We start from the raw sequence: 22,431 nt of genomic DNA on the forward strand, positions 1-22,431 counted from the left end.
TCCCCGGCCACGGCCGGTTTGACCGAGCGTGGTCCGGGGCACGCATGACCGTCATCGGCTCCGGCGAGTGCCCCAGATGAGCCGATACAGGGCGGTGGCGACGACCGCCCACACCACGGTCGCGAGTCCCATCGCGGCGACCGTGGGGATGCGGGCCGCGAGCGCCCACATGCACAGGGCGAAGGCGACCATGCCGATCGCGCCGAGCACGGCTCCACGGGCGTCCTGGGCGGCCAGGATCCTGCTGTGCTCCTCGGTCTCGATCAGCGTGAGGGTGGCGGCCAGGACGGCGGGAAAGGCGAAGAAGATTCCGCCCGCGACCGGTCCCCAGTGGTCGCCGACCAAGCCCGCGACCACCGAGACGGCCGCGCCGAAGGCGAAGCGCAGTGCCATGGCCGCCGGCGAGATGTGGCGCAGCTTGGAAGGCTCGATCTGGATCTTCTCCGGGGCGCTCATGAGATCAGCGGCCAGCCCAGCGCCGCGACGGCCGCCCAGATCGCCAGCGCGACCACCGAGCCGGCGGCGGTGCCGAGGCGTTCCACGAGAGGCGCCGCCGACGCGCAGAAGGCCACCAGCGCGACCGACCCGATGATCATGCCCTGCGCGGACTCCGCGACCTGCCGGCCGCCAATGAACACCAGGGTGATGGTCATCCCCGCCAGCGCGACGGCCGGCCCCGCGGCGAAGATGCCGGCGAACCGCTTCGGGCTCACCATCTCGCCGATCAGCGCGAAGACCGTGACGAGCAGGCCACCGAACAGCGCGCGCAGGGCGATCATCCCTACCTCGTTCACATGTGCTCGCCCCCTCGGGCAGGAGTCGCCGCCGCGGCGGCCTCCTGAGTGATCACGCTGCCACGCGACCGCCGGCCCTGCCTTCCCGGCGGTACGGGCCACGTCTCCGGAATCCGTTCCTATGCCTTTCATCGGCATGATCAGGCCGGATCTAACCTGCCGTGGCGTGGCGGTGAGCTGTGCGGGTCGGCGACCTAGGTGGCGAAGGCGTCCAGGGCGGCGAGGATCTCCTCGCGCATGGTGTCGCTGCCGGTGTGGCCCGAGTCGTCCACCACGACGAGCCGGGCGCCGGGCCAGGCCTGGGCGAGTCGCCAGGCGTTCTCCAGCGGCGAGCCCAGGTCGAGGCGGCCGTGTATGAGCACGCCGGGGATGCCGGCCAGCTTGTGCGCGTCGCGCAGCAGCACGTCCTCCTCCAGCCAGGCGGCGTTGGAGAAGTAATGGCTGCAGATGCGGACGAAGGCCAGCAGGGCGGCGGGCGGGCGGTCGCTGTAGGCGTTGGGCTTGCCGTTGGCCTCCAGGGAGATCACCGAGTCCTCCCACGCCGTCCAGTCGTGGGCCGCCCTGGCCCGTACATCGGGATCGGGGTCGGACATCAGGCGCGAATACGCGGACAGCAGGTCGCCGTCGCGCTCGGTCTCGGGGACGCCCTGGCGGAAGCGCTGCCACTGCTCGGGGAAGAAGCGGCCCACGCCGCGGTAGAGCCAGTCGATCTCGGAGCGGCGGGTCGTGGTGACCCCGGCGACGACCATCCGCGACACCCGCTCGGGATGGGCCTCGGCGTAGGCGAGCATGAGCGTGGAACCCCACGAACCGCCGTAGAGCAGCCACCGGTCGACGCCGAGGTGCTCGCGCAGCCGTTCCATGTCGGCGACCAGGTGGTGGGTGGTGTTGGTGGTCAGGTCGGTGGCCGGGTCACTCGCATGGGGCAGGCTACGGCCGCAGTTGCGCTGGTCGAACAGGATCACGCGGTAGCGCCCGGGATCGAAGGAGCGCCGCTGGCCCGGCGTGCACCCCGAGCCCGGGCCGCCGTGGACGACCAGTGCGGGCTTGCCCTCGGGGTTCCCGCAGGCCTCCCAGTAGACGAGGTGACCGTCGCCGGTGTCGAGGTACCCGTGGTCGTAGGGCTCGATCGGGGGATACATCGCTCCACGATATGCGTGCGCTCATGCCGATCTCAGGCGAGTCCGGCCGACCGGACGGCCCGGTTAGGTGTCTGTCGACGGAAAGACGGAAGTGACCGGGTCGATTCCACGGAAGTTTGGTGACATCACCCATCATTGCGGGAAGATTCGTATATATGATCTTTACGGTCGTGGAGGCAGTTAGCGCGGCCATAAGCCGTCGCCGGCCGTCGTGGCCGGTGCGCGATGTGGTCCATCCGGATGGAGGCCAGTGATGTCCCGGCGATCTGGGCCAGTCGAGCTCAACACGCACATCGCTCACCCGGCCCGGATGTACGACTACTACCTGGGCGGCAAGGACAACTTCGCCGCCGACCGCGAGGCCGCCGAGGAGGCGCTGAGGTCGGCGCCGGAGATCCGGGACATCGCGCGGGAGAACCGGGCGTTCATGCAGCGGGCGGTGCGCTTCCTGGTCGCCTCCGGGATCCGGCAGTTCCTCGACATCGGTGCCGGGCTGCCCACGCAGCGCAACGCGCACGAGGTCGCCCAGGAGTTCGCCCCCGACGCGCGCGTGGTCTACGTGGACAACGACCCGATCGTCCTGGTGCACGCGCGGGCACTGCTCGCCGGGTACGGGCAGGGCCAGACGAAGGTCATCACGGCGGACGCGCGGGACCCCCAGGCGATCCTGGGCGACCCCGACGTCCGCAAGCTGATCGACTTCAGCAGGCCCATGGCCACGATGTTCATCTCGGTGCTGCAGTTCATCCCGGACATGGACCCCGAGGACATCGTCGGGCCCCTGCGCGAGGAGATGGCGCCGGGAAGCTATCTGGCCATCTCGCACCCCACCCAGGACTTCCGCAAGGACGAGGTGCTGAAGGTGGCCGACACCTACACCCGTGCCAAGGCGCCCGCGGTGCCGAGGACCAGGGCGGAGATCGAGCGCGTGTTCGGCGGCTTCGAGTTCGTGGACCCCGGGCTCGTCCAGGTCCCGCTCTGGCGGAACGAGGGCCCGATCTTCGACCTCGACCGCATCTGGATGTACGGCGGGGTCGCCCGCAAGCCCTAGGCGGCCCCGGAGGATTCACCCTCAGTACGAACCTTTCCGTTCTCCCTTCCCCCCGAGGTGTGCGATGGACGTCGTCGACGCGATGAGAACGACCGGTACCTGCCGCTACTTCAGCGGCGACCCGGTGCCCGAGGAGGTGCTGCTGTCCGCCTTCGACGCCGCGCGCTTCGCGCCTCAGGGCGGCAACCGGCAGCCGGTCCGCTGGGTGGTGGTCCGTGACGCGGAACGGAAGCGGCGGCTGCGGGACTGGTACCTGGAACCCTGGAAGGCCTACCTGAAGGGCATCGGAACGGGTGACATCCAGGTCGGGACGCTGCCGAAGGTCGTCACCGACGCGGACCACTTCGCCGAGCACCTGGACGAGGCGCCCGCCATCGTCGTCTGCTGCGCCGAGCTGGACGGCCTGCACCCCACCGACCACGCCCTCGGGCGGCTCAGCGTGGTCGGCGGCGCCTCGATCTACCCGACCGCGCAGAACTTCTGCCTGGCCCTGCGCGCCCAGGGCGTGGCGAGCGCCCTGACCACGCTGCTGTGCGGCTACGAGCCGCAGGTCAAGGAGCTGCTGGGCATCCCCGACGGGATGATCACCGCCGCGCACATCGCCGTCGGCTACCCGGCGCACGGCTTTCCCACCCGCCTGTCCCGCACGCCGGTGGAGGACATCGTCTTCTCCGAGACCTACGGCACGCCCCTCGCCCCCAGCGGAACCTGATGATCGGCGGGACGCGCGGGCCGGGCTCCGGCGGCGCGGCGTGCCGCTGACGCTCAGCCACGCCGCCGCGGTCCTGCCGCTGCGGAGGCGGCTGCCCCTCGCAGCGCTGGTGGTCGGCGCGATGGTGCCTGATCTGCCGTACTACGCACCGCTGCCCGTTTCCGCCGGCACCACCCACGGCTGGCAGGGCGCGGTGCTGGTGGACCTGCCCGCCGGAGCCGCGCTGCTCGTGCTGTTCGAGCTGGTGCTGCGAACGCCCCTCACGGCGCTCGCCCCCGAGGGACTACGCGCGCGGCTGCCCGGCCCCGCGCCGTCCGCGCCGTCCGGCCCCGCGCCGTATGCCGTCCTCGGGAGCGGCGGTGCGCCGAGCCTCTACGACCTGGTGCGCTCGGTGCTGCTGGGCGCCATGGACGGCTGCGTGGCGGTCCTGGCCTGCCACGCGATCGTGTGGCACGCGCTGGGGTGGCCCGGCCGTGCCCGCGGCCATGACGTTCCCTCATGAGGGTTCCCGATCTGGTCGTACGCGACGCGCGCCTGTGCGGTCGCCCGGGCGACCCGAGGGCGGGCCTCACGGGCCTGGACGCGACGGAAGCGACATAAGGGGCTTATTGTTTCCGGATGCTGAAGCCCCGGCTCGTCGCCCTGGCCGCCGCTCTGGTCACCGTGGCCGCCGGGCTCGCGGTGCGGGCGGCGTCCGACGGCGTGCCGGCCAAGTACGCGGGCGACCTGCTCTACACCCTTCTCCTGTACACCCTGGTCATCGCCGCGGCGCCGCGGACGCGCCCGGCATGGGCCGCCGCCGTTGCGCTGGGTGTGAGCTGGCTGATCGAGTTCGCGCAGCTCACCGGGGTCCCGGCCGAGCTGTCGGCCCGCAGCTCGATCGCCCGGTTGGTCCTCGGCTCCACCTTCAACCCGCCGGACCTCCTCTGGTACGCCGCGGGAGCCCTCCTCGGATGGGCGGTCCACACGTCCGGGAAGGGCGGAAAGTCCGGCACGAAGCAGGAATGAACGGCCGGCGGGGTCACTGAAATGGGGCGTGGTGGCGGCGTGACGCGGTCTTGACCTTGCTGAGCGGTCAGACGCCCGGCGCGCCGCTGCTCGACGCTCCGAGCCATGAGTCCTGCCGAGACCCGGTTTCATGCGGCCTGAGACGCCTGCAGTGCTCGTTGGATGACGACTGCGCCAAGGGGAGGCAGGGTCACCTCTCCGGTGGCCGGCGTGCCGGTGAGCAGGTCTCGTCCTCCGCCTGGGAGGCGGACGGCGGCGCCGCGCTCGGCATCGTGGTTGAGCAGGAAGAGGTACTCGTGCTGTGCGTCCTGGCGTACGGAGCATTCGACGTGGGCGGGGACGTCGCCGAAGCGGTTCTCCACGCCCGCCGCTTCGACCTGGCCGAGCAGCATGGCGTCGAAGGCGGCTTCTTCCAGGAGAGTGGCGAAGTAGACGACCCGGCCGGAGCCGTAGGCGTTGGCGATGACCGCGGCGCGGCCCTCCAGCAGGACGGCGACCTCGGCACGCGCGGTCGTCCCCGCCACGGGTGCGAGGAGTTCGACTTCACGGCCGAGGGCGGTGACCTCGCCGAAGGCACGCGAGCCGGGCCCGGAGTGCGGCAGCATCGCCGAGTGGAAGCGTTCCTGCCCGCCGCGGCCGGCCCGCCACTGGAAGAACATGACCGAGTCGGCGCCGCGTGACATCGCCTGGAGCGAGCCGAGCCGCATCCGTCCGGGCTCCTTGACCACGTTGAGCTTCCACTGGCTGACCGCACTGGCCGCCTGTTCCATGAGCATCCACGGCTGCCCGCCCTTGAGGGAACGGAACAGGTCGAACTGGAAGGCAGCCGACACGTGCGAGTCCGGCCGGGCGGGGTCGGGGTAGATGTCCAGGGCCGCCACGTCCTCCTCCGGAGCCCACTTCCAGTAGTCGGCGTTCCGGTAGAAGCGCATGAAGTTGGTCATGACCGGGATGTCGTCGCGGAAGGAGCGGACGATGTCGCGTTCAGCGACGTAGCACTCCAGAAGGGCGTCGGAGGTGAAGCGCTTGAAGTCCAGAATGCGGCTGGGATTCATCCAGGCACGCGGGATGTCCGGCACCTCGATCTGGTCCCAGTCCGTGTAGACCTGGCTCCAGAACCGGGTCGTCCACGCCTCGTTGAGGGTGCCGAGGTCGCCATACCTGCGCTTGAGCCGATGCCGGAAGTTGACCGAGCTCGCCTCGTTGTACGCGGTGGGGCCGTACTCGTTGTTGATGTGCCACATCGCCAGTGCCGGGTGAAAGGAGTAACGCTCGGCGAGCCTGGTGGTGATGTTCGCCGCGTACCGGCGGTAGATCGGCGACGAGGGGTCGTAGTGCAGACGGTTCCCGAAACCGAACGGCTCGCCGTCCGCCATGATCGGGCTGTTCCAGGTGGTGCCATAACTCCTGGACGAGATCGCCGGGCGGCGGGCCTAGGTGGGCGGAATCCGGGAGCTGCCACGAGAAGTCAAGATCCTCACCGCCGTCGCGTTCACCGTCGCGGTCGGCTTCGGCATCCAGTCACCGGCCATTCCGGTCTTCGCCAGCGAGTTCGGCGTGGGCAGCGCGGCGGTCGGCGCGGTGGTGTCGGCGTTCGCGTTCATGCGCCTGGCCACCGGCCTGCCCGGTGGCCGGTTGGTCAACCGGTTCGGGGAGCGGGCGGTGCTCGCCACCGGCATGACGCTGCTCGCGGTGACCAGCGTCCTCGCGGGCCTGTCCTGGAACTACCCGCAACTGCTGATCTTCCGGGGCGCCTGCGGCATCGGCTCGGCGCTGTACACCGTGTCGGCGATGAACCTGCTGCTGCGGGTGACCCCCGCTTCGCACCGGGGCAGGGCCGCTGTTCAGCACGCCGGCACGGCCCGCCGGCTCCACCGGGCAGCGGATATCGGTGGCGCACGCCCTGAGGCACCAGCCCTACCGGGCGGCGCTGACCACGAACTTCGGTCTCGGCTGGGCGGTCTTCGGGGTACGGGCCGCCGGCCCTCGCTGCTGGGCGAGGGCCTGGTCCTCGGCAGCCTCGTCGTGGTCACGGCCTGGCAGACGCTGCCCGGGTACCTGGCGGCCTTCGCGCTGATGGGACTCGGCACCGCCTTCTGCACCACGGGAGGGGCGGCCACCGTGGGCGACGTCACCCAGGGACGTGGCGGCACCGCCGTGGCGGCCTACCAGATGACCGCCGATCTCGGCATGACCGTCGGCCCGCTGGTTGCGGGCCAGCTCGCCTCGTACTCGTACGAGACGGCTTTCGTCACCACGGCGGTCGTGGTGCTGGCCGGGCTGATGATGGCGGTGGCCATGCCGTCACGGCGAAACCCGCCGGATCCCGCGTGAAGGGACCCGCGAGCTGCCACACCTGCGCACCTCGCGGAGCTCGACGGCGATCGTCAACGACGCCTCCGACCCCGCGGTCTCATACGGCCTCCAGGTCCAGGATGGGGGCGAACGGATCGTCGAAGGCGGCCCAGGCGTCGGTTCCGGCGGCGGCCTCCCGCTCGGTGAGCAGGCAAGAGTCGAGCAGCTCGTGAATGCGCGCACGGTCGAGGTCCGGGCCGGTGAAAACCAGATGCTGCACACGGTCGCCCATGATCGGATTCCAGTCCAGAGTGGCGGCCATGCGGCGGGCGGGGGAGACCGTGTCCCAGGTGGCCTCGGGCAGCGTGGTCAGCCAGGGCCCGGCGTCCTCCACGGAGATGACTCCGGCGACCGCGTCCCAGGCCAGCATCTGCTCGTGCCTGGTGGCCAGCCAGAACCGGCCACGTGAGCGCACCGAGCAGGTGACCAGCTCGTCGACGGCCTCGAACAGCCGCGCGGGGTGGAGGGGGCCCAGGCGGTGCCACACCACCGTCGTGATCTCGCCGGTCCGCGCGTCGCACGGGAGTTGGGCGGTGGCCGGGTCGACCCGCTCGGCCAGCTCTCCGGTGCACAGCGCGGCCCCGGTGACGCGCGGCAGCCCGGTGACCGGGTGGACCGGCGTGACCGGCGCGAGGTGGGCGAGCACCGCGCGCGACAGGTCGGCGTCCTCCTCGTCGCCGCCGTGCAGCACCAGGCCGGTGGCGTACTCGATCTGGCGGGCGAGCACCTCGGCCACGTAGCGTCGGTCGCCCGTCGCCGCGGGCCTGTCGATGCCGGCCAGAAGGTCGCCGCGGGAGATGTCGACGGGCATGTGTTCGGCGTCCAACGCGGTGAGCACCGAGGTCAGCCGCAGGATGTCGCGGGCCTGCTCGCAGTCGACGGCCTCGGCCACCGAGCGGGGCTCCACCGAGTCCCACAGCTCCACCACCAGCAACGAGGCCGTCGCCGCGAGTCGTAGCAGCTGGGGAAGCAGGTCTTCGCGGACGGCGCAGGTGACGCACCCGTGCGCGAGCCGCACCTCGGCCAGGTCGAGCACGCCCGACCGGTCGCGGACCACTCGTTCGACACGATCCAGGGTGACCGTGCGCAGATCGTGGTGGACCGCGACCGATCCGGGGTGTGCGGACAGCAGCCGGTCGACGGTGGCCGTACGGGCCGAGGCGTGCAGGCCCGCGACGAGGACAACAGGAATGGACACGAGGCCTCCCGAGTTGTTAAAAACGATAACCGTTGTCATTATGGTGCCACACCTTGGCACGCGACAGCGAAAGAAGGCCTGGTTTGGCCAGAGACGACCTCCGCCCAGTGATCAAGCTGCGATCGACCGCTGGGACCGGCTACACCTACGTGACCAGGAAGAACCGGCGCAACGACCCCGACCGGCTCACGCTCCGCAAGTACGACCCGACCATCCGGCGGCACACGCTGTTCCGGGAGGAACGATGAAGAAGGGCATTCACCCCGACTACCACCCGGTCGTCTTCCGCGACCCCGGCGCGAAGGTCGCGTTCCTCACCCGGTCCACGATCAGCAGTGACAGGACCATCGAGTGGGCGGACGGCAACACCTATCCGGTGGTCGACGTCGACGTCTCCTCGGCCAGTCACCCGTTCTACACCGGCCGCAGCCGCGTCCTCGACGCCGCCGGCCGTGTCGAGCGGTTCAACCAGCGCTACGGGAGGAGCTGATGTCCGCCCACTGCCGGCTCACCGGCGTGGAACCGGTCTTCGGCAACAACGTCTCGCACTCCCACCGGCGCACTCGCCGCCGGTGGAACCCCAATATCCAGCATCGCCGCTACTGGGTCCCGAGCGAGGGCCGCTTCGTCCGGCTGACGCTCAGCACCCGAGCGATCAAGACCATCGACAAGATCGGCATCGAAACGGCGATCGCTCGGATCCGGGCGCGGGGGGAGAGGGTCTGATGGCCAAGCAGAGCAAGATCGCGGCCAACGAGCGGCGCAAGGCGGTGGTCCAGCGCTACGCGGTCCGCCGGGCCGAGCTGAAGGAGACCATCCGCACCGGCACACCGCAGGAGCGGGCGCGAGCAGCCGGTGAACTGAGCCGCCAGCCGCGCGACGCCGGCCCCACCCGCATCCGCAACCGCGACTCCGTCGACGGCCGCCCACGCGGCCACCTGACCAAGTTCGGGCTCTCCCGCGTGCGCTTCCGCCAGATGGCCCACCGGGGCGAGCTCCCGGGTATCAGGAAGGCGAGCTGGTAGCCGTGGCCGTGCCCAAGCGCAGAACCTCCCGCAGCAACACCCGGCACCGCCGCAGCCAGTGGAAGGCGGCCACCCCCGCCCTCGTCCCCGTCCGCGTGAACGGACGGGACCTGCTGGTGCCCCGCCGCCTCGTCCGCGCCTACCAGCGGGGGTTCATGACATAACCGCGAGCTCCGGTCACCCGCCAGGGCGTTGCGGCGGGTGACCGGAGCTAGGCGTGACCGCCTGCCGCGGGCAGCGGCGCACCCTGGAGGTGTCCAGGACCTGGAGGTCATCGGAGGAGACGGGCTCCTCGAACCACGTGCTCGCCGAGTGCTCGATGGCACCCTCACAGGCTTGGAACCCCGTGCGCACGGAACTGCGCGTGGATGCGGTCGAGTGGTTCCGCTCCCGGCGCGCTCACATGACCCAGCGGGAACGTCAGCCCCAGGCGCCGGTACTTCTCTGCCGCCATGCGGTGGAAGGGGAGCACGTCGACATGTTCCACGTTGCCGAGGCCGGCCACGAAGCGGGCGACGCCGTCCATGTTCCCAGGGTCGTCGGTGATCCCGGGAACCAGCACGAAACGGACCCATGCCGGACGGCCCAGAGTAGGGGTGGCAGTAAGAATCGCGCTATGAGCCCCAAACCGGGTTGATCTTGGTTTGCCTGTCTCGTTAATGCTGGACCGTCATGACGCGCGCCCAGGTGCAGCGGTGAGCTGGTCGAGCACTGGACGATCTTGGACGTGGGCAAGCGGTTGGTGCTCGGCGGTGGCCGGAGCCCTGCCAGCCAGGCGTGACCGCCAGCCCGGCAGGGCCGGGTCAACCGCTGATGGTGAGCAGGCGCGGGCCGAAGGCGACCAGGCCGATGCGGCTGGGTCGTCCAGAAGGTGGTTGGAGTCAACACCCAGTTCGCTGTCCTTCACCTATGCCGGGTCGGGGGTAGCTTGGCCGCTGTGAAGGGACTCCTTGGCACAATTGCCGCGGCGGCGGGCATGCTCGCTGGTAGGAACATCAACGGCTTGGTCGTCTTGACGGTGTTCACGCTCATTGGCTCGCTCATCGTGATCGAGTCCGGCGTGCTGGGCGCGATCTTTTGATCGCGGGACGGCGAACGGGTTGGGCGCGGCGGGTTGGTGTGGGCGTGCGGTTGACGGTTCCCGGCCTGGCTGTGCTGCTGCTCATGCTCACTGTTGCGGATGTGCTCGCCTTCGGCGGGGCGCATATCGGTGATCGTGGGGTATTCCGTGACGGGCTGCCGCCGCGCTCGGGCCTTTGGCACACGCTGTGGCGGGTGCTTGTTATGGGTGGTCAGTACTGGCTGGTGGGCTCGGCCGCCGCGCTGGCCGTGGCCTGGGCGGCTTGGCGTGCGCGGAGCCTGCACGTGCTGCTGGTGGGCGGGCTTTGGCTGGTGGGCACCGAATTGGTGATCCGCGGGATGCAGGTGGCCGCCGGACGGACGGCTCCGTTGCGGGGCGCGGACCTGCTCTTCGCCGGGGGCGTGTCCTTTCCCTCAGGTCACGCGGCCAACGCCGCGGCCTGCCTGGTGTTCATCGTTGGTGTGCTGGCCGCGCCGACCTGGCTGACCCTGGCCGCGTACGGATGGGCGATCCTTGTCGCGGTCGCGGTGGTGACGTTGGGCTACCACTGGCCTTCCGATGCGATCGCCGGGTGGGCGCTAGGCGTCCTGCTCGGCTGGCTGGGTTGCTGGCTTGCACGCTGCGCAGCCGGCACCCCGGCGGGCGGCACCGAACTTCTCCAGGATCAGCTTGGTGCCACAACCGTTGCCGCAGCCGATCTCGGCCACCCGGGCGCCGGAGGTGCGGCCGCCCAGGCGCACGAGGAGCGGGCTTTTCGTACCAGCGTTGCAGAGCGCGACGTGCCGGATTGTTGACCGCGAGGGTCTCGAGCTGGTTCATCAGAATGCGGCGTCTCTTCCTTCGCTGCGGCTATGCGAGATGAGCGGGCCTCACGGGGGCCACGCGGACCCGGGGGACCTGCGGAGGACCAGCGGCGGCCCTGGCAGGCGGTCGCTTCCGGGACCCCATAGCAACCGATCACAAATTCAAGCTATCATCACAGTATGGCGATGAATGACGATGGTGGGCCGTGCGTGAACGCCGACATCGCGGCGGGTCTGCTGCCCGCGGCGGCGCTGTTTCATTCGCTGGCCGATGAGACCCGGCTGCGCATCGTGCAGCGGCTGGCCTGCGGCGAGGCCCGGGTGGTGGACCTGACCACCCAGCTCGGGCTGGCCCAGTCAACGGTGTCCAAGCACCTGGCCTGCCTGCGTGACTGCGGCCTGGTCGACTACCGCGCCGAGGGCCGCCAGTCGTTCTACGCGCTGACCCGGCCGGAGCTGATGGACCTGCTCGCCTCCGCCGAGCAGCTGCTGGCCGCCACCGGGCACGCGGTCGAGCTTTGCCCCACCTACGGCACCCCCGCCAGCCAGGCAGCCGGCCAGGTTCACCAGCAGATCGAGGAGGCGGGGCGATGAGTGATGCGTGCGGATGCAGCGCAGATCCGCAGCCGGCCGGGCAGGACGAGGCCGAAGAGCGGGAGCCGGAACAGCTGTGGCAGGTGCGCGAGCTGCAGTTCGCCGGCGCGGCCGGGGTGTTCCTGCTCGCCGGGTGGCTGGCGGGCCTGGCCGGGGCGAGCGCGCCGATCACGATCGGCCTGAACGGACTCGCGCTGGCGATCGGCGGCTGGACATTCGTGCCCGGCACGCTGCGACGGCTGGCCAAGGGCAAGATCGGCGTCGGCACGCTGATGACGATCGCCGCCGTCGGCGCGGTCATCCTTGGGGAGGTCGCCGAGGCCGCCATGCTGGCGTTCCTGTACTCCATCAGCGAAGGGCTGGAGGAGTACGCGCTGGTGCGCACCCGGCGCGGGCTGCGCGCGCTGCTGGCGCTGGTGCCGGAGACGGCCACCGTGCTGCGCGACGGCGCCCAGGTGAGCGTGGACCCGGCCGAGCTGCGCCTGGGTGAGGTGCTGCTGGTACGGCCCGGCGAGCGGCTGGCCACCGACGGCGTGATCCGCACCGGCCGCACCACCCTGGACGTCTCCGCGCTGACCGGCGAATCGGTCCCCGTCGAGGCCGAACCCGGGCAGAGCGTGTATGCGGGATCGATCAACGGCACCGGCGTACTCGAGGTCGAGGTCACCGCCACCGCCGCGAACAACTCCCTGGCCAAGATCGTGGCCATCGTGGAGGCCGAGCAGTCCCGCAAGGGCACCGCCCAGCGCCTGGCCGACCGCATCGCCCAACCGCTGGTGCCCGGCATCATGATCCTCGCCGCCGCCATCGCCCTCATCGGCAGCCTGGCCGGGGATGCGCTGACCTGGATCGAACGCGCCCTGGTCGTGCTCGTGGCCGCCTCGCCGTGCGCGCTGGCCATCAGCGTGCCGGTCACCGTGGTCGCCGCCATCGGCGCCGCCTCCCGCCTGGGCGTACTGGTCAAGGGCGGCGCCGCGCTGGAAGCCCTCGGCCGCATCCGCGCGATCGCCCTGGACAAGACCGGCACCCTGACCCGCAACCAGCCCGCCGTTATCGAAGTGGCCACCACGCCCGGCCACAGCGAGAACGAGGTGCTGGCCGTCGCCGCGGCGCTGGAAGCCCAAAGTGAGCACCCCCTCGCCCGCGCCATCCTGGCCGCCCACCCCGACCCTGGCCCCGCCACCAGCGTGGAGGCGGTCACCGGCGCCGGCCTGACCGGCACGGTGGACGGCCGGCCTGCCCGGCTCGGCCGCCCCGGCTGGATCGACGCCGGACCTTTGGCCGCCCAGGTGACCGCGATGCAGGAAGCCGGCGCGACCGCCGTTGTCATTGAGCACGACGGGGCGGTGATCGGCGCCGTCGCCGTCCGCGACGACTTGCGCCCCGAAGCCGCCGAAGTCGTGGCCCGGCTGCGCGCCGACGGCTACGAGGTGGCCATGCTCACCGGCGACAACGCCGCCACCGCCGCCGCCCTGGCCGCCCATGCCGGGATCGACCAAGTGCGCGCCGAACTGCTGCCCGAGGACAAGTCGGCCATCATCGCCCGGCTCCGCCAGGCACGGCCGACCGCGATGGTCGGCGACGGCGTCAACGACGCCCCCGCCCTGGCCACCGCCGACGTCGGCATCGCCATGGGCGCGATGGGCACCGACGTGGCCATCGAAACCGCCGACGTCGCGCTGATGGGCGAGGACCTGCGTCACCTGCCCCAGGCCATGGAGCACGCCCGCCGCTCCCGGGCGATCATGCTGCAGAACGTCGGCCTGTCCCTCGGCCTGATCACCGTGCTGATCCCGCTGGCCGCCTTCGGCGTGCTCGGCCTGGCCGCCGTCGTCTTGCTGCATGAGCTGGCCGAGATCTTCGTCATCGCCAACGGTGTCCGCGCGGGCCGCGCCAAGGCTCTGCCGCCCGCCCCGCCCGCCCCGCCCGCCCCGGCCGCCGCACAGCAGCCGTACGCCGCTCAGCCGGCGGGGATCTGACCGCCATGACCGGCCCCGCCCCGGGGATGAGCCGTCGTCAGCGGAGCTGACGGGTGTACGGCGATGGCGAAGGGGTGCATGGGGCCAGGCGGACGCGGGCGTCCACGGCGATCGCGCCACCGGGGGTGACAATGACGGGGTTGAGGTCGAGCTCGGCTACTTCGGGGAGGGCGTCGAGCAGACGGCCGACGCGGGTGATCTGGCCGGCGAGCGCTCCGACGTCGGCCTTCGGCCGGCCGCGGTAGCCGTAGAGCAAGGGCGAGCAGCGAAGGTCGGCGATCATCTCGGCGGCGGTGTCCACGGTGAGCGGCGGCACCCGGAAGGCGCGGTCGGCCAGCAGGTCGGCGGTGACGCCGCCCATGCCCACCATGACGAGCGGGCCGAACGCGGGATAGTTGACTCCGCCCACGATGATCTCGACGCCTTCGGGGACCATGCGCTGCACGATCGCGCCGGTCATGGTGGTCCCGACGGCCGCCTTCATGTCGAGGTAGGCCTGCCGCACCGCCGCGGGCGTGGTGAGTCCGGTCCGGACGCCGCCGACGTCGCTCTTGTGCACGGGTCCGGTCGCCTTGAGCACGACGGGTAGCCCGAGCGCGGCCGCGGCCTCGGCGGCACCTTGCGGGTCGTCCACGTCGATCGACTCGGCGATGCTCACGTCGTAGCAGCGCAGCAGCCGTTCGGTGGTGGCCGGGTCGAGCCAGCCACCGTCCGGCCGGGCGGCGAGTTCGGATCGGACGATCTCCATGGCGCGCCGGTCGCCCTCGCGGCCGGTGGGCTCGGTGCGTTCCACCCGCGTACGCAGCCATTCGGCGTAGGCGGCGGCGCGGGCCAGTGCGTGGACGGCCTGCTCGGGGAAGGCGTAGACGGGGATGCGGTCGTCGATGACGCCGTCCTGGCCCATCACACAGGCCACCACAGGCTTCGCCGCCGTCCGCGTCGCCTCGGCGATCGCCTTCTCGGTCGCCTCCAGGCCGGACCCGAACGGCGGTGTGTAGACGACCAGGATGGAGTCGACGTCCGGTTCGCGCAGGAGCTCCTCGACGGCCAGGCCGATCTGCTCGGCCGAGGCGTCGGCGGTGAGGTCCACCGGGTTTCCGAGCGCGGCCGAGGGTGACACCCGTGCGGCGAACCGGGGTGAGGGCGTGAGCTCGGGGACGATCAGGCCGTTGCCCTCGCAGGCATCGGCGGTCATCGCCTCCGGGCCGCCGGAGTTGCCGACGATGGCGACCCTGCGGCCGGCGGGCAGCGGCTGGGCGGCCAGCAGCCTGGCGATGTCGAGCATGTCGCGCACGCTGTCCAGGCGGATCACTCCGGCCGCGCGCACGAGGGCGTCCACGGCGACGTCGGGTGTGGCGGCGGCCGCGGTGTGCGAGCGCACCGCGCGGTCACCGGCCCCGGAGCGGCCGCTCTTGACCAGCAGTACCGGCTTACGGCGGCCGACACGTGCGGCGATCCTGGCGAACTTGCGCGGATTGCCGAACGATTCCAGGTAGAGCGCGACGACGCGGGTGGCCTCGTCGTCCTCCCAGTATTCGAGCAGGTCGTTGCCGCTCACGTCGGCCTTGTTGCCCACCGAGACGAACGAGGAGATGGGCAGCCGTTCCAGCAGGGCCGCGCCGACCGCACCCGACTGGGACAGCACGGCGATGTGCCCCTCGGTCATTTCCTGGGGGAGGAAGCTGGCGTTCATCCGGGCCGAGGTGTTGACGATCCCCAGGCAGTTGGGGCCGACCATGCGCATGCCCGCGGACCGGCAGATCGCCACCAGTTTCCGCTCGGCGTCCCGGCCGCCGTTCTCGGCGAACCCGGCCGTCAGGACCACGAGACCTTTAACGCCGGCTGCCGCACAGTCCCGTGCCACACCTAGGACGGCCTGCGCGGGCACGGCGACCACGGCCAGGTCGACAGGTCCGGGGACGGCGCGCACGTTCGGATAGGCCTGGATCCCCGCCACCTGCGTCGCCTTTGGATTCACCGGATGGACGGGGCCGGGGAAACCGCCGTCGATCAGGTTGCGCAGCACCTTGTGCCCGGTCCCCGACGGGTCGCGGCCCGCGCCCACCACCGCTATGGACGCCGGGGTCAGCACGCGTGTCAGTGATGCCCGTTCGGCCTCGTGGTCACGGGCCGCCACACTCTCCACCAGCCGGCCACCGGGTTCCAGGTCGATGCGCAGATGTACCAGGGCGCCGTCGAAACGCAGGTCCACCGGCAGCCCGAGATCATGGAGCAGAGCCAGCATCGCATGGTTCTCGGCGAGCACCTCGCCGGTCAGCTGCCGTATGCCGTCGGCCGCGGCCCGCATGGCCAGGTGTTCCAGCAGCAGCGTGCCGAGCCCCAGTCCCTGGGCGGCGTCATCGATCAGGATCGCCATCTCCGCGACACCCGGGCCGGCCGTAGGCGTGTACTCCGCCACGGCGGCCGCCCGGTCGTGGACGGTCGCCATCAACACCAGGCCCTCCTGGTCCGGGCCGGTGATCCGGTCCATGTGGGCGTGCGCCGTCGCCCGGCCACCGGTGAAGAACCGGAGGTAGGCGGAACGCTCCGACGTGCTGTCGACGAGTTCCCGGAGGGCGGCGAGATCGCCGGGCGCGAGCGGGCGCACGTGGGCGATGCCGCCGTCACGGAGCAGGACGTCGCATTCCTCGGACATGACAGGTCTCCAATTCGGTGGCAGGACGACGAGGTGCCCGGGTCGGCACGTGCCCGGTCCTGAAGCGGTCATCGTCATCCTTCGGAAGTCCACCGCCACCGTCCCGTCCACCGGCATATGGCCGGCAGTGCCAGACGGCCCTCGCGAAGGGGACTTTGGTCCGCCGGCCGTCGTGTGCCGGACGACCGGTCCCGCGCGGACGTACTTCACCGGGTTCGAAGGGACCAAGGTCCCACCGCGTGAGGCCCGTGGGCCCTGGGGCCGGTGCCATCGGGTGCCGGACCCTTCCGGGAGCGCCTACCAATCCCGGAGCTCTGATGGACGTCCTTGACCTGTCCCGATGGCAGTTCGGCATCACGACCGTCTACCACTTCTTGTTCGTCCCGCTGACGATCGGGCTCTCGCTCATCGTGGCCGGGCTGCAGACCGTCTGGTATCGCACGAAGAATCCCGCCTACCTGCGTCTCACCCGTTTCTGGGGGCGGCTGTTCCTCATCAACTTCGCGATGGGCGTCGTCACAGGGATCGTGCAGGAGTTCCAGTTCGGCATGAACTGGAGCGCCTACTCCCGGTTCGTCGGTGATGTCTTCGGCGCGCCTCTGGCCATGGAGGGGTTGATCGCCTTCTTCATGGAGTCGACGTTCCTGGGCCTGTGGATCTTCGGCTGGGACAGGCTGCCCCCTCGGCTGCATCTGGCGACCATCTGGCTGGCCGGGGTCGGCACGGTGATCTCCGCCTATTTCATCCTGGCCGCCAACTCCTGGATGCAGCACCCCGTCGGCTACTCCCTCAACCCGGTCACCGGACGGGCCGAGCTGACGGACATCTGGGCCGTGCTCACCAACCCCACCACCCTGGTCACCTTCCCGCATGTGATCTTCGGCGCGTTCGTCACCGCCGGAGCCTTCGTCGCCGGCATCAGCGTCTGGCAACTGGCCCGGAAGCGAGATGTCCCGATGTTCCACGCGTCGGCCCGGCTGGCGATGACCGTCAGCCTTGTGGCCGCCATCGGAGTCGCGCTCACGGGCCACTGGCAGGCACAGGTGATGACCCGGCAGCAGCCCATGAAGATGGCCGCCGCCGAGGCGTTGTGGGAGGACGAGACCTCCGCCGGGTTCTCGCTGTTCGCCGTCGGTGACGTCGCGGACGGCCGCAACCACGTCAACATCCAGATCCCCTACGGGCTGAGCCTGCTGGCGACCGGCGCCCCCGACGGGAAGGTCGAGGGCATCAACGACATCCAGGCCCGCTACCAGGCGCTCTACGGCCCGGGCGACTACCGGCCGGTGGTCGGCCTGGCGTACTGGTCTTTCCGGCTGATGATCGGCTTCGGGGCGCTCGCGGCGCTGCTCTCGCTCGCCGGGCTGTGGCTCACCCGGCGGGGACGGCTCCCGGCGACCGCTTGGTTCACCCGCGTGGCCGTCATCGGCATCGGCCTGCCGTTCCTGGCCAACTCACTCGGCTGGATCTTCACCGAGATGGGCCGTCAGCCGTGGACCGTCTTCGGCATCATGCGCACGGCCGCCGCCGTCTCGCCCGGCTCGGACATCCCCGAAGTCGCCCTGACGCTGGTGGGCTTCACCCTCGTCTACGCCGTGCTCGCCGTCATCGAGGTGCGCCTGCTCCTGAAGTTCATCCGGATCGGCCCCGACCCCGAGGTCGAACCCACCGATCCCGTCCCCGCCCTCTCGTACTAAGGACCCGTGCTCATGGAACTCACGACTGTCTGGTTCGTGCTCATCGCGGTCCTGTGGGCGGGTTACTTCCTCCTGGAGGGCTTCGACTTCGGCGTCGGCGTGCTGCTGCCCCTGGTGGCACGCGACGAGGCCGAGCGGCGCGCGGTCGTCGGCTCGATCGGGCCGGTCTGGGACGGCAACGAGGTGTGGCTCCTCGTCGCCGGTGGCGCGACCTTCGCCGCGTTCCCGGAGTGGTACGCCACCCTGTTCAGCGGCTTCTACCTGCCGCTCTTCCTCATCCTGCTGGCCCTCATCCTCCGCGGGGTGGCGCTGGAGTACCGGAGCAAGAGTGACGGAACCCGGGGCTGGGACCGCGCCCTGTTCTGGGGTTCGCTCGTCCCCGCGTTCCTGTGGGGGGTCGCCTTCGCGAACATCGTCCACGGCGTCGCGCTGGACGCCAGGCACGAGTACGCCGGCACGCTGCTCGACCTGCTCAACCCGTACGCCCTGCTCGGCGGAGCGGCCACTCTGGCGCTGTTCACGCTGCACGGCGCGGTGTTCCTGGCCCTGCGCACCGAGGGAGAACTGCGTGAGGCCGCCGCCCGGCTGGCCCGGCGGCTCGGGCTTCTGGCCCTGGTCATCGGCGGGGCGTTCCTGCTGGTCACCCAGCTCGATTCCGGAAAGCCCGCCACCTGGGTCACCGCCGCCGTGGCCGCCGTGGGTGTCTCCGGCGCACTGGCCGCGACGATCCGCGGCAGGGACGGGTGGGCGTTCACCGCCAACGCGGTGGCCATCGTGGCGGTCACCGCGACCCTGTTCGGGAACCTGTGGCCGGACGTCATGCCCGCCCTGGACGCCGTCCACAGCCTGACCGTCGACAACGCCTCCTCGACCCCGTACACGCTCACCGTCATGACGTGGGTCGCCGGGATGTTCACGCCCGTGGTACTGGCCTACCAGGCGTGGACGTACTGGGTGTTCCGCAAGCGGCTCACAGCGAGCTGAGCAGGAGGTCTTCCGCCGGAACCGCGGAGTCGCCCTTCGCTGCTCGCATCAGTCGGCGTGGACACCCCTCCGCAGGCGACGGCTACCCCACGGCGTAGGCGCGGTAGTTGGCCGACCCCGGTCCGGCAGCGCGATTCTTCAGAGTCGCGGGCCGGTGATAGGCCACCGGCGAGTGCGGCGCCGAGACCAGCCGACGGTGCGCGTTGAGCTGCTCCTGGGCTTCCAGCTTGGCGATGATCGTCGCGACGAACACCGGCAGATCGTCGGGCAGCGGTGATGTGATGAGATTCCCGTCCACCACCACCGGCTCGACGACGTAGTCCGCGCCGGCATGGATCAGGTCGTCCCGGATCGGCGCGACCGACGTGACGCGCCGGCCCGAGACGATCTCGGCCGTTGCCAGCAGCCATCCCGCATGGCAGATCGCCGCTATGGTCTTGCCCTGCCTGTCCATCTCGCGGACGAGCGAGACGATGGACGGGTCCCGTCGCAGGTACTCGGGCGAAAACCCGCCGGGGACGACCAATGCGTCGATGTCCTCCACCACGAGGTCCGAGACGTTGACCTCGGCGCGGGCCGGGTACCCGATCTTGCTCGCGTAGACCGCGTCCGTGTCCGGCCCGGCGATCACGACCTGCGCGCCTGCCTCGCGAAGTCGGAGGACGGGATACCACAGCTCGAGTTCCTGGTAGAGGTTCTCGACGAGGACGACGACTCGGGCATCTTGAATTCTCATGGGCTTCCTCTGTGGGCGGCGGATCGAGGTACAGGGTGACTCAGGCGTCGATCGCGAAGATCCGGCGCGGGTTGTGAATCATCAACGCGTCGAGCTGCTCGTCGGTGACGCCCTTGCCTTTCAGGCGGGGGACGAAGCTGGTGAACATGTAGCCGAGGTCGACCTTCTCGTTGAGCAGCTGAGGGTCGATCTCGGTGACCCCCGCCCGCGGGTTGAAGAACCAGCGGTCGAACGAGATCACCACCTTCTCGAGGTGTCCCTCGTCGATCAGGGTCACCAGGGCGTCCGCCATGGCCTCGTCCAGCTCCTCGGCGCTGCCGACGCGCCAGGGGATGCCGACGTGGTCGAGCTGGACATTTCCCCCCATTTCGAGGATCTCCCGCATCATCTCGACCTGAGGCGGGACGAAGGCGTGCCCGATGATGACCTTCGCCGGGTCCATCCCCTCCTCCAGGAGGATCTCCAGCTGCTCCCGCCCGGGGTTGGTCACCTCGAAGTCCATGGGGTCGATATGGGTGTTGATGGCACATCCCACCTGCGTCGCGGCCCGGGCGGCGGCTCGGATGATGCGGTCCTCCACCTCGTGGATGTACCGGCCGTTCGGTCCGACCGGGCTCGGCATCGGCGTGACGCTCTCCTGCCCGGTCGCGATCTTGATGGCGCCCGCCCGATAGGGGGTCTGCTGCCAGGCGAAGACCATCCCCTCGGTGAGGTCCCTGACGAAGAACTCGGTCAGCTCCTCGACGGTCTGGCGCCGCCAGTAGTACGGCACCCCCATCCGCTCGGGGAAGAAGCCCGTGATGGCGACCACGTTCATGCCCGTCTGCTTGGCCACATCGACCATGAACTGCGGGTGGCGGCCGACTTCGGGCGGAGTCATGTCGACGATGGTCCCGTAGCCGTACCCGTCCATCCCGCGCTTGACCTGGCCCGCGACGAAGTCGACGGCAGCGCTGTAGTCGAGCACCGTGCGGTGATCCAGCTCCGCTCCGGGATAGCCGTAGAGCAGGTGTTCGTGGCTGAGGATCCTGCCCGAGCTCTCCGCGGGCACGTCACCAAGGACCGTTCGAAGAATCTTCACCTGTTCTGTCTCCTGTTCCGAAGTACGGTCGCCGCGGGCCCCGCGATTCAGGCGGCGGTCCACCTCGGGCGACCTGGCGAGATGTGACGTCAGCTCGGCGACCAGCGACCGAACAGGTCGCGGTACAGCGTGGGCAGGTGGTCCGCGTCCGGCGCGGTCAGCCAGTTGGGGCTGGTGAAGCCGGGGCCCAGCAGCGAACGCACGAGGTCGGTGCCGGTTCCGCTGGAGACCAGGTAGCCGTGCTCGACGGAGATACCGCGGATCGCGGAGAGCTGGCCGTCCGAGGCGACGGGCACGCCGTCCACGGCGCCCGGCACTATCAGGGCGTCGATGGTCTGCCCGTCGAGTTGCTCGACGCTCGCGGTAGGTACGACGGGGTAGCCGAGGTAGCTCTCACAGCCCTCCGGGGTCGGCGTCACCAGATGTACGGCGGCACCGGACTCCCGTGCGCGGAACACCGGGTACCAGAACTCGATCTCCTGGTACCCAGGGAACGACAAGACGACAACTGTCCGAGGCTGCGGCATACGGCATGATTCCTTCGGGGCGAGCATCAAAAAAAGAAGCTGACTGGTTGTCTTACAGGTCTAGTATGAAGGACGTGTTCAAGATTTCGCAAGGTCGCGGCAGAAGACGGTGGAGCGCCCCGGGCGGGCGTTTGCGATCAGGCTCCGACTGGCGCACACTAGTGCCGTGGAAGAGCAGCCTGACAATCTGTCAACACCGGCACTGGAATGGCGGTCGGGCAGACTCGTGGCGATGAAACGTGTGGCACGGCACAGTGCGGTCGACGTCGTGCGCAACCAACTCGTCGAACTCATCGAGCGAGGCGAGATACCCGTGGGGGACTGGCTGCCCTCCGAGGCCGAGATGTCACGCGCGTTCGGGGTCAGCCGGCCCGCCCTGCGTGAGGCGCTGGGCAGCCTACGCGCGTTCGGCTACATCGAGTCCCAGACGGGCCGGGGCTCCGTGGTCGTCTCCAACCGGGCCTCAAGCTCGCTGACCTTGGGGAAGTACTCGTCGACTGATCTCAATGAGGTGCGCCGCCACCTGGAGGTGCCGGCGGCCAAGCTCGCCGCGACGCGTCGCTCGGATGATGAGCTCGCGGTCGTCGTCCAGGCCTGCGAGGCGTACGCCGTGGAGTCGGACCCGGCGATCCGCGTGCGCCTCGACAGCGAACTGCACATCGGCATCGCGTCCGCGACGGGCAACCCCCTCTTCCCCCGGTTGATCAAGGATATCCGGTCGATTCTGGAGGAGCAGTCTCTGGCGCTGTCCGTCGCCGGCAAGCGCTGGAAGCACTCGGCGGAAGAGCATTTCGCCATCTGCCGGGCGATCCGCGATCGCGACCCGGATCGTGCCGCCGAGGCCATGGTCGCCCACCTGCGCGCGGTCGAGGACGCGGTCAGCGCGCTGCAACGAGCGGGGATCGCCCGGTCGTCGACCTGACGTGACCGGCCGGCGTCGCCTCGCCGGCCCGCCGCTCCGCGGGGAACACCGGAGACTCCGGCGTGAGCCGCCGCGCGTCGTGCGTC

The 22,431-nt window shown here is 70.3% G+C and carries 27 protein-coding genes; 17 read left to right on the plus strand and 10 right to left on the minus strand.

What is annotated here, in order from left to right:
• Window positions 1-51: 51 nt before the first annotated feature.
• The 3 genes from ACOZ38_RS17945 to pip form a co-directional block, all read right to left on the minus strand.
• Entirely contained in the window at window positions 52-456 is a 405-nt protein-coding gene (locus ACOZ38_RS17945) for a DUF3147 family protein (RefSeq protein WP_424531969.1), read from the minus strand.
• Entirely contained in the window at window positions 453-794 is a 342-nt protein-coding gene (locus tag ACOZ38_RS17950) for a DUF3147 family protein (RefSeq protein WP_424531970.1), read from the minus strand. The genes ACOZ38_RS17945 and ACOZ38_RS17950 overlap by 4 nt, the downstream gene beginning before the upstream one ends.
• 194 nt (window positions 795-988) lie before the next feature.
• Window positions 989-1,936, minus strand: coding sequence for a prolyl aminopeptidase (gene pip, locus ACOZ38_RS17955; protein ID WP_424531972.1), 948 nt, complete (start codon window positions 1,934-1,936; stop codon window positions 989-991).
• A gap of 253 nt (window positions 1,937-2,189) precedes the next feature.
• Between pip and ACOZ38_RS17960 the strand changes: the two genes are divergently transcribed.
• The 4 genes from ACOZ38_RS17960 to ACOZ38_RS17975 all read left to right on the plus strand — a co-directional run bounded on the left by ACOZ38_RS17960 (window position 2,190) and on the right by ACOZ38_RS17975 (window position 4,707).
• Window positions 2,190-2,987, plus strand: a complete 798-nt coding sequence (locus ACOZ38_RS17960; RefSeq protein WP_424531973.1) for an SAM-dependent methyltransferase — start codon at window positions 2,190-2,192, stop codon at window positions 2,985-2,987.
• 64 nt (window positions 2,988-3,051) lie between these two features.
• Complete coding sequence (locus ACOZ38_RS17965) at window positions 3,052-3,699, plus strand: nitroreductase family protein (protein WP_424531975.1); 648 nt, start codon at window positions 3,052-3,054, stop codon at window positions 3,697-3,699.
• 40 nt (window positions 3,700-3,739) lie between these two features.
• A complete protein-coding gene (locus ACOZ38_RS17970; RefSeq protein ID WP_424531976.1) occupies window positions 3,740-4,201 on the plus strand; it encodes a DUF4184 family protein in 462 nt (153 codons plus the stop codon).
• Window positions 4,202-4,317: 116 nt separating this feature from the next.
• Complete coding sequence (locus ACOZ38_RS17975; RefSeq protein WP_405148205.1) at window positions 4,318-4,707, plus strand: DUF2809 domain-containing protein; 390 nt, start codon at window positions 4,318-4,320, stop codon at window positions 4,705-4,707.
• Between the two features lie 128 nt (window positions 4,708-4,835).
• Here the strand turns inward: ACOZ38_RS17975 and ACOZ38_RS17980 are convergent, their stop codons facing one another.
• The gene (locus ACOZ38_RS17980; protein WP_424531978.1) at window positions 4,836-6,083 is read right to left on the minus strand and encodes a beta-galactosidase; all 1,248 of its coding nucleotides are present in this window, start codon (window positions 6,081-6,083) and stop codon (window positions 4,836-4,838) included.
• Window positions 6,084-6,144: 61 nt separating this feature from the next.
• Here ACOZ38_RS17980 and ACOZ38_RS17985 point away from each other — a divergent pair, with 61 nt between their 5' ends.
• Window positions 6,145-7,041 (plus strand): MFS transporter, encoded by an 897-nt coding sequence (locus ACOZ38_RS17985; protein ID WP_424531980.1) that lies wholly within the window; start codon window positions 6,145-6,147, stop codon window positions 7,039-7,041.
• A 79-nt stretch (window positions 7,042-7,120) separates the two neighbouring features.
• On the opposite strand, the gene ACOZ38_RS17990 is transcribed toward ACOZ38_RS17985, so the two are convergent.
• Complete coding sequence (locus ACOZ38_RS17990; protein WP_424531982.1) at window positions 7,121-8,260, minus strand: CobW family GTP-binding protein; 1,140 nt, start codon at window positions 8,258-8,260, stop codon at window positions 7,121-7,123.
• Between the two features lie 83 nt (window positions 8,261-8,343).
• Between ACOZ38_RS17990 and rpmG the strand changes: the two genes are divergently transcribed.
• The 5 genes from rpmG to rpmF are packed head-to-tail and all read left to right on the plus strand — an operon-like array spanning window position 8,344 to window position 9,449.
• Complete coding sequence (gene rpmG, locus ACOZ38_RS17995) at window positions 8,344-8,508, plus strand: 50S ribosomal protein L33 (RefSeq protein WP_424531984.1); 165 nt, start codon at window positions 8,344-8,346, stop codon at window positions 8,506-8,508.
• Complete coding sequence (locus ACOZ38_RS18000) at window positions 8,505-8,750, plus strand: type B 50S ribosomal protein L31 (RefSeq protein ID WP_424531986.1); 246 nt, start codon at window positions 8,505-8,507, stop codon at window positions 8,748-8,750. Before rpmG ends, ACOZ38_RS18000 begins: the two co-directional genes overlap by 4 nt.
• Window positions 8,750-8,986, plus strand: coding sequence for a 50S ribosomal protein L28 (gene rpmB / locus ACOZ38_RS18005; protein ID WP_424531988.1), 237 nt, complete (start codon window positions 8,750-8,752; stop codon window positions 8,984-8,986). The genes ACOZ38_RS18000 and rpmB overlap by 1 nt, the downstream gene beginning before the upstream one ends.
• On the plus strand, window positions 8,986-9,285 hold the full coding sequence (rpsN, locus tag ACOZ38_RS18010) for a 30S ribosomal protein S14 (protein ID WP_424531990.1): 300 nt from the start codon (window positions 8,986-8,988) through the stop codon (window positions 9,283-9,285). The genes rpmB and rpsN overlap by 1 nt, the downstream gene beginning before the upstream one ends.
• A gap of 2 nt (window positions 9,286-9,287) precedes the next feature.
• A complete protein-coding gene (gene rpmF / locus ACOZ38_RS18015; protein WP_424531992.1) occupies window positions 9,288-9,449 on the plus strand; it encodes a 50S ribosomal protein L32 in 162 nt (53 codons plus the stop codon).
• Window positions 9,450-9,613: 164 nt separating this feature from the next.
• Here rpmF and ACOZ38_RS18020 read toward each other — a convergent pair whose 3' ends face one another.
• Window positions 9,614-9,847 (minus strand): hypothetical protein, encoded by a 234-nt coding sequence (locus tag ACOZ38_RS18020; protein ID WP_424531993.1) that lies wholly within the window; start codon window positions 9,845-9,847, stop codon window positions 9,614-9,616.
• 375 nt (window positions 9,848-10,222) lie between these two features.
• On the opposite strand from ACOZ38_RS18020, the gene ACOZ38_RS18025 reads away from it, so the two are divergent.
• From ACOZ38_RS18025 to ACOZ38_RS18040, 4 genes are all read left to right on the plus strand, one after another.
• The gene (locus ACOZ38_RS18025; protein ID WP_424531995.1) at window positions 10,223-10,366 is read left to right on the plus strand and encodes a hypothetical protein; all 144 of its coding nucleotides are present in this window, start codon (window positions 10,223-10,225) and stop codon (window positions 10,364-10,366) included.
• A 44-nt stretch (window positions 10,367-10,410) separates the two neighbouring features.
• On the plus strand, window positions 10,411-11,160 hold the full coding sequence (locus ACOZ38_RS18030) for a phosphatase PAP2 family protein (RefSeq protein ID WP_424531997.1): 750 nt from the start codon (window positions 10,411-10,413) through the stop codon (window positions 11,158-11,160).
• A 189-nt stretch (window positions 11,161-11,349) separates the two neighbouring features.
• Window positions 11,350-11,763: an ArsR/SmtB family transcription factor gene (locus ACOZ38_RS18035; protein WP_424531999.1), complete on the plus strand. Its 414-nt coding sequence runs from the start codon at window positions 11,350-11,352 to the stop codon at window positions 11,761-11,763.
• Complete coding sequence (locus ACOZ38_RS18040; protein ID WP_424532001.1) at window positions 11,760-13,742, plus strand: heavy metal translocating P-type ATPase; 1,983 nt, start codon at window positions 11,760-11,762, stop codon at window positions 13,740-13,742. The genes ACOZ38_RS18035 and ACOZ38_RS18040 overlap by 4 nt, the downstream gene beginning before the upstream one ends.
• A gap of 37 nt (window positions 13,743-13,779) precedes the next feature.
• Here ACOZ38_RS18040 and ACOZ38_RS18045 read toward each other — a convergent pair whose 3' ends face one another.
• A complete protein-coding gene (locus ACOZ38_RS18045; RefSeq protein ID WP_424532002.1) occupies window positions 13,780-16,398 on the minus strand; it encodes a GNAT family N-acetyltransferase in 2,619 nt (872 codons plus the stop codon).
• Between the two features lie 317 nt (window positions 16,399-16,715).
• On the opposite strand from ACOZ38_RS18045, the gene ACOZ38_RS18050 reads away from it, so the two are divergent.
• On the plus strand, window positions 16,716-18,095 hold the full coding sequence (locus tag ACOZ38_RS18050; RefSeq protein ID WP_424532004.1) for a cytochrome ubiquinol oxidase subunit I: 1,380 nt from the start codon (window positions 16,716-16,718) through the stop codon (window positions 18,093-18,095).
• A 12-nt stretch (window positions 18,096-18,107) separates the two neighbouring features.
• Complete coding sequence (cydB, locus tag ACOZ38_RS18055; RefSeq protein ID WP_424532006.1) at window positions 18,108-19,079, plus strand: cytochrome d ubiquinol oxidase subunit II; 972 nt, start codon at window positions 18,108-18,110, stop codon at window positions 19,077-19,079.
• 82 nt (window positions 19,080-19,161) lie between these two features.
• Here the strand turns inward: cydB and ACOZ38_RS18060 are convergent, their stop codons facing one another.
• From ACOZ38_RS18060 to ACOZ38_RS18070, 3 genes are all read right to left on the minus strand, one after another.
• Window positions 19,162-19,815: a type 1 glutamine amidotransferase domain-containing protein gene (locus ACOZ38_RS18060; protein WP_424532008.1), complete on the minus strand. Its 654-nt coding sequence runs from the start codon at window positions 19,813-19,815 to the stop codon at window positions 19,162-19,164.
• A 40-nt stretch (window positions 19,816-19,855) separates the two neighbouring features.
• Entirely contained in the window at window positions 19,856-20,896 is a 1,041-nt protein-coding gene (locus tag ACOZ38_RS18065) for a phosphotriesterase family protein (protein WP_424532011.1), read from the minus strand.
• Window positions 20,897-20,985: 89 nt separating this feature from the next.
• Complete coding sequence (locus ACOZ38_RS18070; RefSeq protein WP_424532013.1) at window positions 20,986-21,396, minus strand: DJ-1/PfpI family protein; 411 nt, start codon at window positions 21,394-21,396, stop codon at window positions 20,986-20,988.
• A 259-nt stretch (window positions 21,397-21,655) separates the two neighbouring features.
• Between ACOZ38_RS18070 and ACOZ38_RS18075 the strand changes: the two genes are divergently transcribed.
• Window positions 21,656-22,345, plus strand: a complete 690-nt coding sequence (locus ACOZ38_RS18075; RefSeq protein ID WP_424532015.1) for a FadR/GntR family transcriptional regulator — start codon at window positions 21,656-21,658, stop codon at window positions 22,343-22,345.
• Window positions 22,346-22,431: the final 86 nt, after the last annotated feature.

It is taken from the genome of Sphaerisporangium viridialbum (assembly GCF_049674955.1).
Lineage (GTDB): Bacteria > Actinomycetota > Actinomycetes > Streptosporangiales > Streptosporangiaceae > Sphaerisporangium > Sphaerisporangium viridialbum.

Coding starts and splice junctions, on each gene's coding strand:
- ACOZ38_RS17945 (WP_424531969.1), bottom strand. CDS start 456: ATGAGCGCCCCGGAGAAGATCCAGATCGAGCCTTCCAAGCTGCGCCAC.
- pip (WP_424531972.1), bottom strand. CDS start 1,936: ATGTATCCCCCGATCGAGCCCTACGACCACGGGTACCTCGACACCGGC.
- ACOZ38_RS17960 (WP_424531973.1), top strand. CDS start 2,190: ATGTCCCGGCGATCTGGGCCAGTCGAGCTCAACACGCACATCGCTCAC.
- ACOZ38_RS17965 (WP_424531975.1), top strand. CDS start 3,052: ATGGACGTCGTCGACGCGATGAGAACGACCGGTACCTGCCGCTACTTC.
- ACOZ38_RS17975 (WP_405148205.1), top strand. CDS start 4,318: ATGCTGAAGCCCCGGCTCGTCGCCCTGGCCGCCGCTCTGGTCACCGTG.
- ACOZ38_RS17980 (WP_424531978.1), bottom strand. CDS start 6,083: ATGGCGGACGGCGAGCCGTTCGGTTTCGGGAACCGTCTGCACTACGAC.
- ACOZ38_RS18000 (WP_424531986.1), top strand. CDS start 8,505: ATGAAGAAGGGCATTCACCCCGACTACCACCCGGTCGTCTTCCGCGAC.
- rpmB (WP_424531988.1), top strand. CDS start 8,750: ATGTCCGCCCACTGCCGGCTCACCGGCGTGGAACCGGTCTTCGGCAAC.
- rpsN (WP_424531990.1), top strand. CDS start 8,986: ATGGCCAAGCAGAGCAAGATCGCGGCCAACGAGCGGCGCAAGGCGGTG.
- ACOZ38_RS18035 (WP_424531999.1), top strand. CDS start 11,350: ATGGCGATGAATGACGATGGTGGGCCGTGCGTGAACGCCGACATCGCG.
- ACOZ38_RS18040 (WP_424532001.1), top strand. CDS start 11,760: ATGAGTGATGCGTGCGGATGCAGCGCAGATCCGCAGCCGGCCGGGCAG.
- ACOZ38_RS18045 (WP_424532002.1), bottom strand. CDS start 16,398: ATGTCCGAGGAATGCGACGTCCTGCTCCGTGACGGCGGCATCGCCCAC.
- ACOZ38_RS18050 (WP_424532004.1), top strand. CDS start 16,716: ATGGACGTCCTTGACCTGTCCCGATGGCAGTTCGGCATCACGACCGTC.
- cydB (WP_424532006.1), top strand. CDS start 18,108: ATGGAACTCACGACTGTCTGGTTCGTGCTCATCGCGGTCCTGTGGGCG.
- ACOZ38_RS18060 (WP_424532008.1), bottom strand. CDS start 19,815: ATGAGAATTCAAGATGCCCGAGTCGTCGTCCTCGTCGAGAACCTCTAC.
- ACOZ38_RS18075 (WP_424532015.1), top strand. CDS start 21,656: ATGAAACGTGTGGCACGGCACAGTGCGGTCGACGTCGTGCGCAACCAA.